We start from the raw sequence: 18,664 nt of genomic DNA, 5'->3' as shown, positions 1-18,664 counted from the left end.
AATTTAGACCCTTATGATGCCGTTAAAAAAAATCTTCCTGTTTTTGATCTCACTTAGTTTCATTGTACCCGGAACAAAAGCTCAAAACACTTCTGCTGATTTCAAAACTATTGAAACAGGTTTTATAACTGCTCCGGATTCTATTCAAACCAGTGTTTACTGGTATTGGCTGTCCGACAATATTTCAAAAGATGGGGTGGTCAAAGACCTGGAAAGCATGAAAAAGGTAGGCATCACTCGGGCTTTCATAGGAAATATCGGCTTGGGGGATGTCCCGTATGGAAAAATTAAGTTCCTTTCTGATGAATGGTGGGACATTTTGCATACTGCTCTTAAAACAGCTACCCGTTTAAACATTACAATCGGCCTGTTTAACGGACCGGGCTGGAGCCAGTCCGGCGGCCCCTGGGTAAAGCCCGAACAGACCATGCGTTACCTGACTTCATCACAGATCATGGTAAAAGGTCCGTTATTATTTAATAAACAATTGGTCAGGCCGCAGGTAAATTTTCAGGATGTAAAAGTCCTCGCTTATCCCGTTCCGGCTGACTACGGTATGGACATCAGTATGCTGTCTCACAAGCTGTCATCAATACCGGCAATTGATTCGCTTGACAACCTGATGGATAACAACGAGGCGACCGGTATCCATTTAAACCGCGACCAGCAGTTTTCATTAGCTATCAACACTCAGCAGGCCCATACAGTGCGCAGCCTAACGGTATCAATTTTACACCAGGCGGTGTTTTTAGAAGGGGAGATCCAGGCAAAAATAAATAACACCTATGTTACAGTAAAACATTTCACAATCGATAGACGGAGCCCTGCTTTAAATTTCGGCTTTCTGCCGTGGGCCAAATCAGCAATTTCCATACCGGCCACGACTTCTAACAGTTTCAAATTGGTGCTGACCAAGATCTCTGCTAATTCAGGAATAACCGAATTGAAATTCTCCGGAACGCCGGTGGTGGATAGTTACAGGGAAAAAACGTTGGCCAAAGCATGGCAGACCGAAGATTTGACCTGGGACGCCTACCTCTGGGGGCCGCAGCCAAATGAGCCTTCAAAATACATTATTGATCCCGAAAAGGTAATCGACATTTCAAAGTATATGGCTGCCGACGGCACGCTTAAATGGAATGTTCCCGCCGGAAATTGGATCATAGAGCGTTCGGGCATGACGCCTACCAACATGCATAACGCCCCTGCAACGCCGGAGGAAACTGGTCTGGAGACAGACAAAATGAGCAAGGAACATATCGCCGAACATTTTGATGCTTATGTGGGGCAAGTATTGAAGCGTATTCCCCCGGAGGATCGTAAAACCCTTACCGTCGTGGTAGCAGACAGCTACGAAACAGGCAGCCAAAACTGGACCGATCTGCTAATACCTGAATTCAAGCAAAAATTTAAATATGACCCGACACCCTTCATTCCTATTTTGCAGGGAAAGGTTGTGGGCAGTTCAGACCGTTCAGACCGGTTTCTCTGGGATTTGCGGCGATTGATTGCAGATGATGCGGCTTTTAATTATGTCGGCGGGCTGCGGGAGGTAAGTCATAAGCATGGATTAACTACCTGGCTGGAACCTTATGGCTATTTTGGATTTCCTGCCGAATTTTTACAATATGGGGGCCAATCCGACGAAGTCGGTGGTGAATTCTGGGGTGAAGGGCGGTTAGGTATGTTTGAAAACAGGGCAGCAGCCTCTGTGGCTCATATTTATGATAAAATCAAGGTGTCGGCAGAATCATTTACTTCAGCCGACAATCCATGGCGGGCGTATCCGGGCATGTTGAAATTACGCGGGGACCGGTTTTTTACTGACGGTATAAATAATACTTTGTTACATGTTTTTATTAGCCAGGCTGACACTACAGCTAAGCCGGGGCTGAGTGCATGGTTCGGGACGGAGTTTAACAGGGCAAATACTTGGTTCTTTGATATGGATCCATTTATGAAATACCTCAAAAGGTGTAACCTGATGCTGCAACAGGGCCAATATGTCGCCGATGCAGCATATTTTATCGGGGAAGATGCCCCTAAATTGATGGGCGTTACCGATCCTAAGTTACCACAAGGATATTCATTTGACTATATAAATGGGGACGTGATCAAAGGCAGGCTTTCCGTAAAAGATGGCAAGCTTGCTTTACCCAACGGCATAACCTATAGTATACTGGTATTGCCTAAACTTAAAACGATTCGCCCGGAATTGTTGTCCAAAATAAAGGAGTTGGTGCAAAACGGCGCGGTGATATTGGGGCCAAAACCCGAAAGATCCCCGAGCTTGCAGGACTATCCCCGAGCCGACCTAAAGGTTAAGTCAATGGCTGATGAATTATGGGGCAACATCGATGGCAAGAAAAATAAAGTAAATCATTATGGAAAAGGACTGGTCATCAGTGGCGTGGATATGCAACAGGCACTGGACATGATCAAAGTAATTCCCGATTTTACGACAACTGAAAGCGATAATGTTCTTTTCATTCACCGCCAATTGCGGGATGCCTCAATCTATTTCATCTCTAACCAAAAAAGCAGACCGTTAAAAATGAAAGCAAACTTTCGGGTAATAAGCAAGAAACCTGAATTGTGGGATGCAGTAACCGGAGATGTGCGTGATTTGCCATCTTACATTCAAGCCGGCAACACTACCTCGGTTCCCATTCAGCTCGCCGCCAATGGTAGCGCATTTATAATTTTTAGGAAAGATGGTTCAGCGGGCGACACCACAAAATCAAATTATCAGCTCCCCGAAAAAAGCATTGATATAAAAAATCCCTGGATAGTGAATTTTGACAGGGAAATGCGTGGGCCGGCAAACCCGCTTATATTCAACACATTAACCGATTGGTCGGTTAATATGAACGACAGCATAAAATATTATTCCGGAACGGCGTACTATCATAATACTTTTAAAATAAAAAAAGCAGATACAGCGGCCAGGTATATTATTGACCTGGGCCTTGTCAAAGACATTGCCAAAATAACCGTAAACGGCAAAGAAGTAGGCAGCTGCTGGACACCGCCATATCAGCTCGATATCACCAAAGCGATTAAACCGGGTGATAATCAATTGCAAATTAACGTTGTGAATACATGGGTCAACCGCTTGCTGGGCGATGCACTTTTACCTGCCGATCAAAGAAAAACGCGTCCTTTGGTTGGCCCCGATCCAAAGAAAGGCTTGGAGTCGTCAGGCCTGCTCGGGCCTGTCAATATTCAAGTTTTTTATAAGCACCAATAACATTATGGAACTTGTTACTAATCTTTTCATCCTATTGTACCTGTCGAATCGCAAATACCACGCCCAGGCATCCACATCGTCATACGCTGTGCTGCTCCAAAATAATAAAGGCCGTTGCTTGAAGGAATAAATCCGCCTTTGCCCCGGAAACTGCTGTATAAAGCTGTAAATTCACTTGAATTTGTAGCACCTGTGTTTGGGCTTGACCAGGATTCGGTACCGGTTGTTTTCATTTTTCCACCTGCTACCGTTTCGCCGCCAAGAAATGCTGCCAATATTGACCATTCTTTATCAGTTGGTACGTGCCAGCCTTTCGGGCAAAGTTTACCGGTATTTACGGCATGCTAATTATACAAAGCGCCGGTATTAGTTTTCTTATCATCGTACCAGCAATAACCTGGTGAATTTAGCGCATACCAGACTTCAGCAGGAGCTGATATCAATGGAATTTCAGTGCCATCGTTATATTTGGTGGTTTTTAAATTTTCTATCAGCCATACCTGGGTACCGATGGCTATGGTGTGATAAACATTGCCGTCAATATCTTTTATTGTTTCCATTATTATCATGTTTTAGGCAAATGTATTTCTAAATCCAGTGTAATTTTGATATCAATACCCTGAAGGATACCAAAGCGTTTAATTATCAAAGGAATGACAGAGGAACAGGCCATGAGGTATTTGCAGGACACCTTGTTTGTCGTAGGTGGTAAATGGAAACTCCCCGTATTGCGGGCGATACACAGCGGGAATTATCGCTTTCGTGATATCCAGCGAAGCCTACCGTTAATTACAACGAGGGTTTTGTCAAAAGAACTGAAACACCTTGAAGAGAACAAGTTAGTCATCACTCTTAATATTTAGCGTGAGTTGTTACAGGACGAGGATGGTTTTTCGCTGAATGAAATGTGCACTGAAATAGCCCAGCGCGCCGCCGGAAAGGTTGGTATCCGGGTTGGACGGGGCGGCATTGTTACCGTCGCCGCCCGCGCCGTTTTTGAGGCTGTACCAGTACTGGTAGACCACCGGGTCCAGGCAAAGCATTTCCACGGTCAGTTGTTCGCCGCTTTTAATATTGCGGGCGGGGTCATCGTTGTCATTGCTGAAGCTCAGGCGGTTGTTCACGCTATTGCCGTTGGTGAATTCGTCGTCGGCAATAAAAACGGTCTTTTCCTTTTTGTTATTGACGTATTGCACAAAGCGATAGAAGTTTTTAACTGACCCGGGATCATTATATCCGGCAAAAGCATACTGAAGCGGGCTGCCGTCTTTGTTATTGCCCTCACCTTTTTTTACATAAAGGCTGTCGAAGGCTACCGGCTGCGGCATGGCACTGCTGGCGGTAAAAGTCTTGCCGTCAACCTGTACGGTCAGCTGGTAGGTATTTCCCGGAGCGCCCTTAAACGTGCTGTGCTGGTAAATGCCCGTGCCGGTGGGGGTAAGTGTTTGAGCGCTTCCGTTGCTGCTGATGGTGACAGTAGCGCCGCTGACGCCCGTAAAAGTATTGTCGCCGGTGAAGGCTTTGGTTTGCGAGATGGCCACGCGGCAGCCACCGGCTTCATTGGTCAGTACCGCCTCGATCACGTATTTAGGTGTATTGTCGGGCAGCTTCAGGTCGATGGCCTTTTCGCAGGAGTTCAACAGCAGCAGCAGTAAAGCGATATAGTTAATGTTTTTCATGGCTTAGAATTTAAAGTTGTAAGAGATGGCGGGTACAAAAGTGAACAGGGTCGTCCGGACAGCCTCCGTCCGGTTGGGATCGGTCTTGTTGTCGCGGAAATAGATCCGGTAAGCATTCGGGTTGCCATAGGCGTTATACAGGCTGAAGCTTAGCTCAGAGGAGAACTTTTTGGTTTGCTTCAGCTGTTTGGTTGCGCCCAAGTCCAGCCGGTGATAAGCAGGCATGCGCGAGGCGTTGCGGCTGGTGTAGTTGTAATAGGTGCTGCCATCTATTTGGTATTTCCCGGCCGGGAAAGTTACCGCATCGCCGGTGTAATAAACGAAGTTGGCCGACAACACCCAGCGCTCGCTCAGCTTATAGATTCCAACCAGGGAAATATCGTGGGTGCGGTCCTGCCTGGCATTGTACCAGTCATCCTGGTTGATGCCGTCGATCTGGCGCTGTGTTTTGGACAGCGTATAGCTCAGCCAGCCGGTGAGGCGGCCCGTCTTCTTTTTGAGCAGCAGCTCCAGTCCGTAAGCGCGGCCCCGGCCATAGAGCAATTGCGTTTCGATGGGCTGGTTGGTAAAGATGTTCGCACCGTTGCGGTAGTCGATCTGGTTCTGTAGTTTTTTGTAATAGGTTTCCAGGGTCAGTTCATATTTGTGTTCGCTCAGGTCACGGTAGTAGCCGAGTGAAACCTGGTCGGCCAGTTCGGGACGGATGAGCTGGGTGCTGGCCACCCATTTATCCACCGGGGAGCCGGAGCTGGAATTGGAGATCAGGTGCAGGTTCTGCGCGTTGCGGGAGTAAGCCGCTTTCAGTGCGCTTTGCGCGTCCAACTGATAGGCAGCGCCCAACCTCGGTTCGGCGTTCAGATAGGTTTTCCGGCTGTCTTCTTTCAGGATGGAAAAAGCCGAAAGCCGCAGGCCGTAGCTCAGGCTGAACCTATCGCTCACTTTCCAGTTATCGCCGGCATAAGCAGCCTGGTCCAGGCTGAAGCGGTTGGGCAGTTCCTGGGAACTGATCCCGGCATTGCCGCTGGCGGTGATCTGGCCCGGTTTGATGCTGTGGTAAACACCGTTAAAGCCAAAATTGACCCTATGCGCGTCGCCGGGAAACCATTGCATGTCCTCTTTCAGGTTCCAGTCGCGGATGCGGGAATAAATGGTGTAATCGTTCACATCCTGGCGCAGGCTGATGGTATAGTTGTAATTGCTGTAGATGAGCGAGGTGTTGGAAAAGAGCTGGTTGTTAAAAATATGGTTCCAGCGCAGGGTACCGGTGGTATTGCCCCAGTTGATACCGTTTACTTTGTCCGCGGCCAGTACATCCTTGCCGAAATAGCCGGACAGGTAGATCCGGTCCTTGCTGCCCAGAACATAATTGGCTTTGGCGTTCAGGTCGTAAAAATACAGCTGGCTGCGGTTTACATCGGTATCTTTGGATAGCTTCAGGAACACATCGGCATAGGTCCTGCGGGCGGAGATCAGGAAAGAAGATTTATCCTTTTGGATCGGGCCTTCCACGTTGAGCCGGGCGGCGATCAGCCCTACACCACCGCTGACATGGGTGCCCTGGTTATTCCCGTCATTCATCTGCACATCCATGACTGAGGATAAGCGTCCGCCGTAGCGCGCCGGCATGTCGCCTTTATAAAGGCTGACATTCTTGATGGCATCTGAATTAAAGGTGGAAAAGAATCCAAGCAGGTGTGAGGCGTTATAGACCGTCGCCTCGTCGAGCAGCAACAAGTTCTGATCGACCGCGCCGCCGCGCACGTAAAACCCGCCGCTGCCTTCACCGGCAGACTGGATACCGGGTAATAACTGCAGGGTCTTGACCACATCGCGCTCCCCCAGCAGCACCGGGATATCCTTGATCTCTTTGATGCTGAGCTTTTCCACGCCCATTTGGGTGCCGCGCAGGTCACGCCCGCCGCGGGAAGGCGCGGAGATGATCACCGTCTGGAGTTCCTGGGTGTTGTCTTCCAGGGCTATATCCAGCTTTTGATCGGCAGCCAGGTCTATGGTGATCGTTTTGGGCTTTTGCCCCACGGCACTGACGTTAAGCTCGTGGCTGCCTTTGGTCAGCGTCAGTGAATAAAAGCCGTAGGCGTTGGTGGCAGTGCCGGTGGCGCCGCTCCGGATGGTGGCGCCGATGAGCGTCTCGCCGTTAGACTTATTGGTGATGGTACCGCTGAGCGTGTATTTATTTTGTGCCAGGGCCGCTTGTCCCGCTAGTAGTAACAGGAAGGCCGGTAGATGCCGTTTTTTCATGACGGCGAAAGTAAACCGTGAATAAGACAAGCGCCCGGAATTTAGACGAAAGTGCCGGTTTATTAGATTAACGCAGGCCGGAAAGTAGTTTCTTGGCCACTGACCCTGCCGAAACATACTGATTAATGGCCAGCGCGATAAAAGCCTTAGTAACCGTGTCATAAACCAGCAGCGCGTATTATTCTTCGGCTTTTCCTGGTGGGATCATTTTCTGCCTGACAAAAGTTTCAAAAAAGGTGTCACGGAAAGCGTTCCCAATCGGCACTTCGTTCTCCCCGATATAAATCGCGTTATTATCAAAGGTTTTGACAAAGGAAGTATTGACGATATAGGATTTGCTGACGCGCAGGAAGCGCTCCTGTGGCAGTTTCTGATGGATCTGTTTAAGATTCATCGCCGTGATAACCTTTTGCTCTTTCATATGCAGGATCACGTAGTCTTTTAGCCCTTCGATAAACTGCAACTCGTTCAGCGCGATACGGATATATTGCCGGTCAGAGCGGACGAGCAGGTGATCCGGAACAAACTCGATAGCCGTATTGTCGGATTCCCGGAATAGTTGTTCATAGGCCAGTGCCTTCAGCACCGCTTTATCAAAGCGTTCAGGGTGAATGGGTTTGACCAGGTAACCAATGGCATCCACCTCGTAACTGTCCAGCGCATATTCCGCGAAGGCGGTAATAAAGATCACCATCGTTTGTTTGCCCAGCGATCGGGCGAAATCCAGCCCGTTAACGCCGGGCATGCGGATATCCAGAAAAATAAGTTCTACCGGGTTCAGTTGCAGGTAAGCTGCCGCAGCCGTGGCATTATTAAAGCAACCGGCCAGTTCCAGCTCGGGATATTTTTTCAGATGCAAATGCACGCCTTTACGGGCCAGCGGCTCATCATCCACGATCAGGCATTTCATAAGTTTAAGGTCAGTTTAATGGTATAATTATCCGGGTTATTGTGGATTTCAAGGCTATGCCGGCCCGGAAACAGCAGTTCCAGGCGGCGCCGAACATTGGGCAGGCCAAGGCCGCCCGGCTCCGTAGCTTGCTGAACCCCTTTAGAGTTGGTGCAGGTAAAAACCAACTCGGTAGCCGTTAAGACAAAGTCAAGCCAGACATAGGCACCGGCCTCCGATTGAATATTGTGCTTGACGGCATTTTCCACAAAGGGGATGAACAGCAGCGGCGGCACCATTTGCGGTCTGTCCGTACCGGTCTCTCCGATACTGAACTCAAAAAAATCCCGCCGGATCTTCTCCAGCGACAGAAAATCCTGCAGGAAACGAATCTCGGCACTGAGTAAAACCTGCTCCCGGCTGCTGTCATAGAGCTGGTAACGCAGCAGGTCGGATAAATTGATGAGCATCTGGCTGGCTTTTTCGGGTTCGGTACGAATCAGCACTTCACTGCCGTTCAGCATATTGAACAAAAAATGCGGGCTGACATTGCTTTTCAGCAGGTCCAGTTCGGTATGGATGCGCATGTTTTCCAACTGCGTCAGGCGGTACCTATCTTTGACCCAACGCTGGAAAAGTTTCACTCCTGCAGTAGCTGCGCAGAGGATGCAAAGGAGTACCACATAAGCCAGGAAATCGCCGGTGTTATTGACCGTTTTTGAAGGAAGCGCCGATAAGCGCAAGGATGGCAACCAGGCCCGGATCCGTACAAACACCAGGAAAGAAATCATGATTCCGCCAATTACCCATATAAAATAGGTCTTGTACAATCCCTTAAATAAAAACCGGGGAATCAGCACATACATATTCAATGCTATCAGGCTCAAGATGATTAGTAAGCCGCCCAGCTTTAAGTACAAAAAAATATCTTCCGCGTACTGGTGCTGTTCGTTTCCGCCTTCCAACAAGATCAATAAAATGATCACAAACGCTGCCCGGCGATAAATACTGTAGGGCCGATCGACCAGGTAATGCAGGAATGGGTCCTGATTTCTGGCTTCTTTTTGATCGTCCCTTCTGTGATACATGGCACTAAGATAAGTATCAGGATAGTGATGGCCCATAATTTAGACGAAACCACTCCGCATTTCGACCAAACCTCGTTTGGTCGAAAAAATCATGCCCTTGATCTAATAAAGCTCCGGCCAGTTTCCGGTGGAAATACTTTAGCGGAAAAAGATGCATACCCCAAATAAATTCATGACGGCTTTGATCAGTCGCTGAAACTGTTGTTTATGCTTATTCACATTTGCTGTAACGTATTTATTTAACCGATGTCTTGTAATTATGAAACGTATTCTTTTTTGTCTTTTCTTTTTTTATGCTTTTTAACTTCCGGGTTTGCGCAACGGTCCCCGGTCGAAAGAATTGACTCTCTGATGCAGTCGGCTAATCGCCGGGGTGTTTAATGGTACTCTACTCGTTGCTCAAAACGGAAAGGTCATTTACGACAAAGCCTGGGGTTATGCCGATGCCGGTAAAAGTAAGCCAAGCCTTAAAAACAGGTGTGCTCGTTATTCATTTCCGGCGTTAACATCCATGCCCTTTATAAGATTATTTCGCCAGCTTAAATGTTGCGTGTTAGCGATTATCTCAGGTACAACATTTACAACAGAAAGTCCTCTAAGATCTGGCTTACAGGACTTTCTGTTGGGAAATTACCGCATGTCAAGCTTTCTGGTTGCCCCCAATTAATAGTGTCTTAATTGTCAGCTAGCGGGTCTCCCAGTTTTTAGTCTTATTTCTACTTGCTCACACGTGTAGTTTTTGCATAATCAATATAAGTGTGCTTACCAAGAATCGTGCGGTGCAATAAAAGTTTATAAGTCCCGGTAGATAGTTTTACCTCTGTTTGTATGGAATCTATTTTTGCTTCCGCAATGGGGCCTGTAGGTTTGGTGTTAAATAGTTCATAAAGCACCCTACCGTCCATCGTTGCAGGTACCGGAACATTTTGCAGGTGCAACACGGTCGGGGCGATATCCACATTAGATGTGGGCAACTCGCTTTCATACGATTTTTTAAAATCTGGTCCGGATGCTATCAATGCAATATGCACCTCATACGGACTGAATCCACCATGGCCGGCAACACCGCCCGAAAAGCTTGTACCAGCGTAGCCAAATTGGTTCTTATCATCATTCCAATTCTCATCAACCAAAATATCTGCTACCCGTGTTGGGTGGTTCCAATGGATGGCTTCAAACGACAGTGTACCGTCAACCCATCCTTTAACATCACCATGCTTAGCACCTTTGGTAAATACAGGCCCTATAAAGTCCTGCTCCTGTAAGGTAGCCACTATCTTTTTAATAACTTCAGGGTTATGATCCTTTACATAAATAGCACCTTCGGCTATAATAACATCGTCAGATAGCTTATCTTTCTTTAAGCCTTTTTCCAGCAGCAAAGCTCCCATATTTTGTTTACCCGCATGACTTACAAAACCGTGATCGGCAGAGATGATGATGTTATAGGTTTTATCAAGCTGATTATTTTTAAGATAATCCAATATTCTTCCGAACTCATGATCTACTGATTTGATGGCAGCCATAGATGTTTCTGCGCCAATGCCATCCGCATGAGCTGTACCGTCAGGGTCAGAAAACCAGATGGCGCTCACCGCAAGTCCATTTGCAGATAGCCCGAATTTGATCAACGCGTCAGTCACCCATTTATGCTGTGCAGTGTTGGGTTTAGCATGAGGGGGGGTAGGGCCAACCGCTTTTACCACTTCGTCTTTAAATGATTCGGGTAATATCATGGTTGGGTTAACAATAGCACCGCCGCTCACCGTATGGTTTTGTAACAAGGCCTGACCAGTTGATCCCGAACTAAATACCATCATCCGTTTACCGGCAGCTTGTAATAACTCGCCTAAAGATACTGCCGTAAGCAGTTTGCCATTAGTGGCTTTCGTAATGCGGTTTAGATCTTCCGCCTCACCCGTATTTAACCCTTTTAGCTTATCCACTTCCGGGAAATATACGGTGTTACCCATTAAACCTGTTTTTGCCGGATAGCTGCCGGTTGAGTACCCCGATGAATTGACCCGGGTAACGGTAGGATAAATACTGTGATGCTGTTTGCCATATACACCCTGTTTCCTGAACGCATACAAATTAGGCATGGTTTCGGGTGTGATATAATCGGGACGTAAACCGTCAAAAAAAACGATCAGTGTTTTGTTTTGATTTGACGATGATTGTGCATAGATATTAGCTACCAGCATAATGAATACACTTACTATAGCTATTGATTTTTTTAACATAATACTCTGTTTTAGATGTTTACAATTGATTATTTATCCCACCAAACTTTGGTCATACTGTTATCGCCACCCATAGCAGCAGCTGCCGCTGCCAGGTTTGTCGGATTTAACGATTGCAGATAAGTCGGGTAAGGGATACGGTTAGGAAACTGATTTTCAGCCGGGATACCTGTGCCCCGCGGTAGTATCGGGTAGCCGGTACGTCTTTTTTCAAACCAGGCCTGGTAGTCGTTAAAGAAATAGGCATAATACTTTTGCAACATAATTTGTTGCAGGCGGATATCTTCGCTGGCAGCATTATCATAAAAAACACCCACTTGTTGTAAATACCCGGCGGGTAAACTTACGCCCCATTGTACCATGGATGCGGTTATTCCATTTTCATAATGAGCTTTAGCTGTATTGCCCGTAGTGAACCCTTTTAATGCTAATTCGGCTTTAATAAACTCCTCTTCGGCATAGGTAATCATTACGCCGGTTATAGCTGATGTTTTAAGTGCATCGGTATAGCTTGAGTTTTTGCCAACCACATATTCAGTAGTCGTTGGGTAGCCGCTTTCAATACCTTGATAAACATTTTGCCCGTTAACCGGCACGGTCAAAGCCCATACTGCGCGGCGCGGATCATTCCAGGTATTCAGGCGGTCGATAAAAAACTTTGTGTAATAGGTGCCGTCTCTCCAATCTAATTGCCTCGCAGTATAGTATGGATTAAAGTAAGGGGTTACGTTAGGGAATTTATAAATCCCTTCATCGACATTAGATGTGAACACCGGGTACTTGGTTGGGTTAGCTAAGATAGCAGTAATTTGGTCGGACACATTTAATTCTGCATTGTGCTTTAACAAACGCAACAGCAAACGCAAACGCAGGGTATTACAGAATTTTTTCCAACGCTGTATACCAATGTTTTTACCGCCGGTTAAAACATTTGAAGGATAAACCCCGTCGCCGGCATAAGTAAGTGCCTTTGTATCATCAAACAAGTCATTGGCCGTTATCAGGTCTTTAAGTATCTGCGTATAAATATCTTTTTGCGCATCGAACTTAGGCTGAAAATTACCTTCAGAAGCTTTCATTGCCTCCGAATATGGAATATCACCATACAAATCTGTTAAAATAGAGTAGGCCCAGCATTTGTACACCAAACCTATCGCCTTGTAATTGGGTTCCTTTAGCCGCTCCGCACCTTTTATGATTACATCTATATCGGCCAGGTAGGTATAAAAGCTGGTCCATACGCCGGTTCCGGGGGTAATAACGTAACGGTGTACCCCGCCACCGCTACTGCTTCGCGGCGCGTCAACCTGCATCAGTTCGTGCGTGAAGCCGCGGGCAGCGCTAATACTGCTGCTTACGATGCGATATTGCATTTGGCCTAACACCACACCAGGGTTTACTTCTTTAGGGCGATTGGGGTCAGTATTAATCTGTTCGAAATTCTTGGTGCAGGAAATTGACATGCAACTGAACAAGAAGATGAGTGTATATATCTTTTTCATGATTGTGATTATAATTTGAATGTTAAATTAAGGCCCATGGTGCGTGCTGAAGGAAATTGCATCAATTCAACACCCGGCGTTAATGTGCCGCTATTTAAGTTACCACCTTCAGGATCAAATCCCGGAAACTTGGTGATATTGAAAAGATCGCGTCCGTAGACGGCTATTGAAGTTTGTTTAATGCCTGCCCGGGTTAAAAAGCCCAAAGGAAGATTAAACTCAACACGCGCCTCGCGTAATTTCAAATAGCTGGTGTCAAAAATGTTATTCTCGGCATTGTTGATGGCATAAAAATTCTCATAATAAGAGCTTGCAGAAACGTTAACCGTGTTTGGAAGATAAACGCCATCGCTACCCAATACTACCCCATCGCCAACAATACCATTATCGCGGCCCGGCAAGGTAATTTTCGTTTTACCCAAGGTGTTGTTTTTATGATTGGTTTGCGAGAACATTTTGCCGCCGTGTTGATAATCGAACTGGAAGCTGAAGCGTACTTTGTTAACCGTAAACTCATTTATCAATCCGGCTTTCCAATCAGGAAATGCGTTACCCCGGTTTTTTGCCACCGGGTCTAATGGGGCCGGCAAGCCGGTAGAATTATAGATAACTTTACCTGCTGGCGAGCGTTGAAAGCCTAAGCCATAGAGATCACCCATCCTGCCGCCAACCCGCGCCTCGATTGTTACATTCCCATCGTGGCTGTAAATAACCTGACTGGTCAACCCATTCGTTAATTCACGTACGTAACTACGATTTGCACTCCAGTTCAGAGTGGTATTCCATTTAAAGCCGGGGTTACTTACCGGCGTGCCTTTAAGCTGAACTTCTACGCCATTGCTTTCTATCAGCCCGGCGTTTACCAACGCGCTTGCGTTGCCCGAAGTAGGATCCAGTGGTATAGCTAATATTTGGTTTCGGCTATTATTACGATATACTGCAATATCGGTTGATAAACGATTACCAAACAATCGCAGATCAAGACCAGCTTCGTAGCTCGATGTAATCTCGGGTTTAAGCGCAGGGTTATACAGTGTAGTGGCCGTGGTGAAACTATTGCTATAAATCTTGTCATAGTATTTAGAGGTCTGATAGGGCCGCGTATCATTGCCTACTTGGGCGTAAGATAAACGAACTTTTGCAAAGGATACTTCCTGAGGTAATGTAAAAACATCGCCCAGCGAAACACTAAGGCTTGCCGACGGATAAAAGAAAGAATTATTTTTATAAGGTAATGTGCTGCTCCAATCGTTACGGCCGGTAAGGTCCAGAAAATAAGCATCATTGAATGACCATTGGGTAGCTGCATAAACACTGTTCACCGCCTTTTCTGTCCGCAAAGGATCGGCCACAGCCGGATCAAGGCTGTTAGAAAGCTGGTAAACACCCGGTTGTGCCAATTGGTCGGCATAAATACCCTGGAAATTATATTTTTGACTCAAGGCATTAGCGCCGGCATTAACAGAATACTTGATTTTACTGTTTATTTCATCCTTATAGGTTAGCAATAGATCATTGTTAGCTTCATAACTAAATACGTTCGATTCGCGGTAGCTGCCTTTTGGATATTTGGTAATACTGTAAGGACGCTGGTCCGAGCGAAATTCGCTCGACATATCCAGGCTGGTTCGTAACATTAGCTCCAGCTTTTTATTGAATTGGTAATTCACTGAAGTTGTACCAATAAATCCGTTTTTTGAGAGCTTGTTCAGATCTTCGTAAATGTCAATATACGGATTGTCGGGCCCCGGGTTAAACGGGTTCTTTTGTTGAACGCCTACCAATCCCGGTGTCCAATAAGGCTTAAACCAGTTATGGTTAATATTAGGAGCGGTCCCAATAGCTAAAAAATACATCAACGTTTGGTTATTATAACCTGCCGATGGTAAATTATCGCTGCTTTTATTGGTGTAGGTTGCTTTAGCGCTGATCTTTAACTTATCAGTTATTTTTTGGTTAACCGATAAAGCTACCGACGTTCTTTTAAAGCCGGTATTAGGGATGATCCATTTATTATCGAGGTGCGAAACAGATAACCTGGCTGAACTTTTATCACTACCGCCTTCGATAGATACGTTATTGGTAACGGTTGAACCGGTTTGGAAAAAGCCCTTAATATAATCCGGATAGGCTACCCATGGAGTCCGTGCGGTTGCTTTGTTATCGGGCGTATTAGGGTCATATTGGAAATAAGATTGACCATTAAACTTAGGCCCCCAGGCCCTGCCTGCAGAAGTGTTGGTACTGGTATTTATCCCGTCAGGGCTATCACCATAGGAATAGTACGCAGAGGTTCTTCCTTCGCCGTACTCATATTGATAGGCAGGCCAGCGGTTAACCTGGTCGATGCTTAGGTTAAGATTATAAGTAACACCTAAACCACCGTCCTTCCGGGCGCCGCTTTTGGTGGTAATAATCAAAGCGCCACCTGCCGCCCTGCTGCCATAAAGCGCAGTAGCACCCGGGCCTTTTAAAACGGTAACGCTTTCAATATCATCCGGATTGATATCGGAAACATCCGACCCGAAATCTACCGGGCTATCAGTAGCCAAATGTGCTTTAAAGCCGGTACCTGTTATTTTACTATTTACGGGCACGCCGTCCAATACGATAAGCGCCTGGTTATTATCAAGGTTAAGTGAGTTTTCGCCACGGAGCGTTATCCGCGATGAACCCATGGGACCCGAACCGGTACCCTGTATATTTAGACCTGCAACTTTACCTGAAAGCGCGTTTACCCAGTTATTGGTTTTGGCATCCTCAACCGCTTTTCCCTTAACGGTCTGCGCCGCAAAGCCTAATGATTTCTCTTCGCGTTTAATCCCAAGGGCAGTTACAACCACATCATTTAATTGCGCGGCATCAGGTATCATTTTTATGTTTATTATAGTTTTGTTATTTACTATTATCTCTGCTTTTTTAAATCCAACAGAAGAAAACACCAGCGTTTGGCCTGTTTCGGCGGTAATGTTATAACTGCCCTTAGCATCAGAAATAGCACCGTTTACCGTACCTTTTACGCTGACAGATACCCCGGGTAAGGGCATATCCTGATCATCAGTAACTATGCCTGTTATATGAACCGGCGCGTTAACTGCTTTTACTGCACTTTGTTTTTTGCTGATAACTACCGTGTTATCTACAATTGTATAAGTTAAGGGCCGTCCCTTTAAAACTATGGTCAGCGCTTCTTCTAACGTGCCGTTTTGTATGGAAACATCAATTGGCGGCGTATTTTTGATCAATTGGTTATCATAAAAGATATTTTGGCCACTCTGCTGCTTTATAGTAAGAAGCAATTTACCCAGTTGGGCATTTTTAGCATGAAGGGTAATGCGTTGAGCTGTCGCAGCCGCCGATACCTGTAAACACGCTATGGTTATTAATAAGACCGTTAATTTCATGACTATGAAATATTTGAAATAAGGGAAAACTTCCTTTGCAGCACCTTTACTGCTTTGGTTAAATTGCATACATTTACATTGTTTGGGGGTTAATAATTCTGTCGATAGTTTTTTGGTCACCCAAGCATTAACCGGTGGTGTTAGCGCACTGCCGGTTTTTTTGGGTGTAATTTTGAGGTGGTTACTTTTCTGGTTTCATTTTTTTAAGGGGGGATTAGTATTGCTGAACAATTAGGGTTGTATATAAACATTTTTGCCGTTTACGGTAAAATGCAAACCGCTGGCTGCTAGTATCTTAAGAACTACAGAAAGCTTTACACTTCGTTTAATCTGGCCAACAAATTCATGATCTGCCACCGTGCCGCTATAAATAATATTGACATCATACCACCTCGCCAACTGGCGCATTAAAGCCGGCAGGCTAGTATTATTAAAGACAAAATTTCCATTTTTCCACGCTACAGCGGCTTCCGTGTCACTGTCGTCAACAATGGTAATATGTCGGCTGGATACGAGAGCTTGCTGCCCGGGAATAATTATTTTCTCGCCATATGGTGTACTAATTTTAATACCACCTTCAAGCAACGTTGTCTTCACCGCGTTTTCGTCAGGATAGGCGTTGATGTTAAAATGGGTACCCAATACCTTAACAGTTTGGCCGGCAGCATGTACTATAAATGGTTGGTCTTGATTTTTGGCTACTTCAAAATAAACTTCTCCGGTGATGGTAACGTCCCGTTCACTTCCATTGAATACTGTAGGAAAGGTAATAGTGGATATGGAGTTTAACCACACATTAGACCCATCAGGGAGCCTAACCTGGTACTGCCCTCCTTTAGGGGTACTAATTGTGTTATAAGTAACAGGTTGCGCTACTGTATTTTCCCGTGATGGCTGGTAAACTAAAAGACCGTCCTGCACTTTGTTAACCCGTGTGCTGCCTTGTTTACTTATTGCCCCGTTAGCCTGGCTACTTAAAATAACTTTTCGGCCATTGGCCAAAGTTAAAACAGCTTTATTACCTCCCGGCAAAGCATCATTTTTTACAGGCGCAACTGCAACCTCCTGTTTATCTTTAAGAGAATAGTAATAGCCGTATACAGCAATTGTTGTGCATAAGAATACCGCAGCCGCGTATTTTAACCAAAAAGGTACACCCTGAACCTTTTTGGTTAAACTGCTTGGGGCTATGGTATTTACATCGTTAATGCCACCCTCGCTGTTTAGCGTTTGTATTAAATAATTATCCAGCTTGCCATCTTTTAGCAGGTGCGCAAATACTTCCAGCTCATCATTGCTGGCACTGCCTTCCAGGTATCTTTTTACTAACTGTTTATAATATCTTTCATCCATTATTATGGCTTTTAAATACTAAGACAGTAAAAGTTAAAGGCAGGGTAGGACTGAAATAAAAGTTAATAATTACTTAATGCATTTAAGTAATTAGCGGCTAAAAACCCAGGCTAGTAATAACATTAAGGAAATACCAAGCTCTTGTTTTACCGAAGTGCGAAGTATCTTCATAGATAATACCATGTGGTTTTTTACAGCATTGCGTGAGACGCCTAAAATATCGGCAACCTCATCGTATGATTTACTTTGCTCGCGGCATAAGGCAAATATTTGCCTGCTGCGGTCCGGTAATGTGGCCAAAACCTTGTCTAAAAAAATATGATATTCTTTATCAAGCAATGCATCGTCAATAACATTACGCTGCTCAATAAACTTTTGGATAATCTCGGCCATGGCAACTTCTGATCGGAATGCCGCCTTCAAACTATCAAGGGCCCGGTTACGGGCGGTGATAAATAAATAAGCTTTGATCGATTTAACGCCGGTTAGTTTGGCTCTGTTTGCCCAAATCAGTATAAAAACTTCCTGTATAATATCTTCGGTAAGTTGAGGCGATTTTAATATCCTTAAAACAAAGCGTTTTAGCTGGTGGAAATAGCGGTTGTAAATAATTGTAAATGCTTTATTGTCGTCATTTACTATCAGTTCCAATAATTCAGAATCTGTAAAGCGTTCCACGTCGTTATAATGATCAGGGATATATTTAACGGACGCAAAGTAAAACAGGCTTATTACCTTAATATTAAATTTCTAAGAACAAGAGATACATTAAGCCTATTTATGGGCGACAACTAAGTCGGAAAAATCAACGAATATACTAACGCACAATATTTTTATCAACCTGCAATTTTGAGATCTTGTTCAACGACCATTTGATATGCAGCCTAATCATGGTTATAGAAGGGCAGGAATAGTCAGATCGCTCTGTATTACACCTTTTTGTTATACCAATCACTTGTTAATTACCTTAAATAATGGGATATTTGAACCTGTTACA

The 18,664-nt window shown here is 45.4% G+C and carries 12 protein-coding genes and 1 pseudogene; 2 read left to right on the top strand and 11 right to left on the bottom strand.

What is annotated here, in order from left to right:
* Positions 1-13: 13 nt before the first annotated feature.
* Positions 14-3,250, top strand: a complete 3,237-nt coding sequence (locus LJ658_RS04985) for a glycosyl hydrolase (RefSeq protein WP_230545358.1) — start codon at positions 14-16, stop codon at positions 3,248-3,250.
* 26 nt (positions 3,251-3,276) lie between these two features.
* On the opposite strand, the pseudogene LJ658_RS04980 reads toward LJ658_RS04985, so the two are convergent.
* Together LJ658_RS04980 and LJ658_RS04975 are read right to left on the bottom strand one after the other, a co-directional pair.
* A pseudogene (locus LJ658_RS04980) lies at positions 3,277-3,579 on the bottom strand (FISUMP domain-containing protein); the annotation flags it as partial.
* Positions 3,580-3,594: 15 nt separating this feature from the next.
* Positions 3,595-3,810, bottom strand: a complete 216-nt coding sequence (locus LJ658_RS04975; RefSeq protein ID WP_230545356.1) for a hypothetical protein — start codon at positions 3,808-3,810, stop codon at positions 3,595-3,597.
* Between the two features lie 93 nt (positions 3,811-3,903).
* Between LJ658_RS04975 and LJ658_RS04970 the strand changes: the two genes are divergently transcribed.
* A complete protein-coding gene (locus LJ658_RS04970) occupies positions 3,904-4,113 on the top strand; it encodes a winged helix-turn-helix transcriptional regulator (protein WP_370632934.1) in 210 nt (69 codons plus the stop codon).
* A 9-nt stretch (positions 4,114-4,122) separates the two neighbouring features.
* On the opposite strand, the gene LJ658_RS04965 is transcribed toward LJ658_RS04970, so the two are convergent.
* The 9 genes from LJ658_RS04965 to LJ658_RS04925 all read right to left on the bottom strand — a co-directional run bounded on the left by LJ658_RS04965 (position 4,123) and on the right by LJ658_RS04925 (position 18,345).
* Positions 4,123-4,929, bottom strand: a complete 807-nt coding sequence (locus LJ658_RS04965) for a DUF4249 domain-containing protein (protein ID WP_230545355.1) — start codon at positions 4,927-4,929, stop codon at positions 4,123-4,125.
* Positions 4,930-4,932: 3 nt separating this feature from the next.
* A complete protein-coding gene (locus tag LJ658_RS04960; RefSeq protein WP_230545354.1) occupies positions 4,933-7,188 on the bottom strand; it encodes a TonB-dependent receptor in 2,256 nt (751 codons plus the stop codon).
* A 178-nt stretch (positions 7,189-7,366) separates the two neighbouring features.
* On the bottom strand, positions 7,367-8,098 hold the full coding sequence (locus LJ658_RS04955; RefSeq protein ID WP_230545353.1) for a LytTR family DNA-binding domain-containing protein: 732 nt from the start codon (positions 8,096-8,098) through the stop codon (positions 7,367-7,369).
* Positions 8,095-9,165, bottom strand: coding sequence for a sensor histidine kinase (locus LJ658_RS04950; protein WP_230545352.1), 1,071 nt, complete (start codon positions 9,163-9,165; stop codon positions 8,095-8,097). Before LJ658_RS04950 ends, LJ658_RS04955 begins: the two co-directional genes overlap by 4 nt.
* A 716-nt stretch (positions 9,166-9,881) precedes the next feature.
* The gene (locus tag LJ658_RS04945; RefSeq protein WP_230545351.1) at positions 9,882-11,408 is read right to left on the bottom strand and encodes an alkaline phosphatase family protein; all 1,527 of its coding nucleotides are present in this window, start codon (positions 11,406-11,408) and stop codon (positions 9,882-9,884) included.
* A 29-nt stretch (positions 11,409-11,437) separates the two neighbouring features.
* Positions 11,438-12,910 carry a SusD/RagB family nutrient-binding outer membrane lipoprotein gene (locus LJ658_RS04940; protein WP_230545350.1) on the bottom strand — a complete coding sequence of 491 codons (1,473 nt, stop codon included), beginning with the start codon at positions 12,908-12,910 and terminating at the stop codon, positions 11,438-11,440.
* An 8-nt stretch (positions 12,911-12,918) separates the two neighbouring features.
* Positions 12,919-16,314, bottom strand: a complete 3,396-nt coding sequence (locus LJ658_RS04935) for a SusC/RagA family TonB-linked outer membrane protein (RefSeq protein WP_230545349.1) — start codon at positions 16,312-16,314, stop codon at positions 12,919-12,921.
* Positions 16,315-16,545: 231 nt separating this feature from the next.
* The gene (locus LJ658_RS04930) at positions 16,546-17,667 is read right to left on the bottom strand and encodes a FecR family protein (RefSeq protein WP_230545348.1); all 1,122 of its coding nucleotides are present in this window, start codon (positions 17,665-17,667) and stop codon (positions 16,546-16,548) included.
* A 90-nt stretch (positions 17,668-17,757) separates the two neighbouring features.
* Positions 17,758-18,345 carry an RNA polymerase sigma-70 factor gene (locus tag LJ658_RS04925; protein WP_230545347.1) on the bottom strand — a complete coding sequence of 196 codons (588 nt, stop codon included), beginning with the start codon at positions 18,343-18,345 and terminating at the stop codon, positions 17,758-17,760.
* Positions 18,346-18,664: the final 319 nt, after the last annotated feature.

The sequence above is a fragment of the Mucilaginibacter sp. UR6-11 genome (assembly GCF_020880695.1).
GTDB lineage: Bacteria > Bacteroidota > Bacteroidia > Sphingobacteriales > Sphingobacteriaceae > Mucilaginibacter.
The sequence above is the reverse complement of the archived record's forward strand: the minus strand, read 5'-3'. Positions and strand labels throughout refer to the sequence as shown.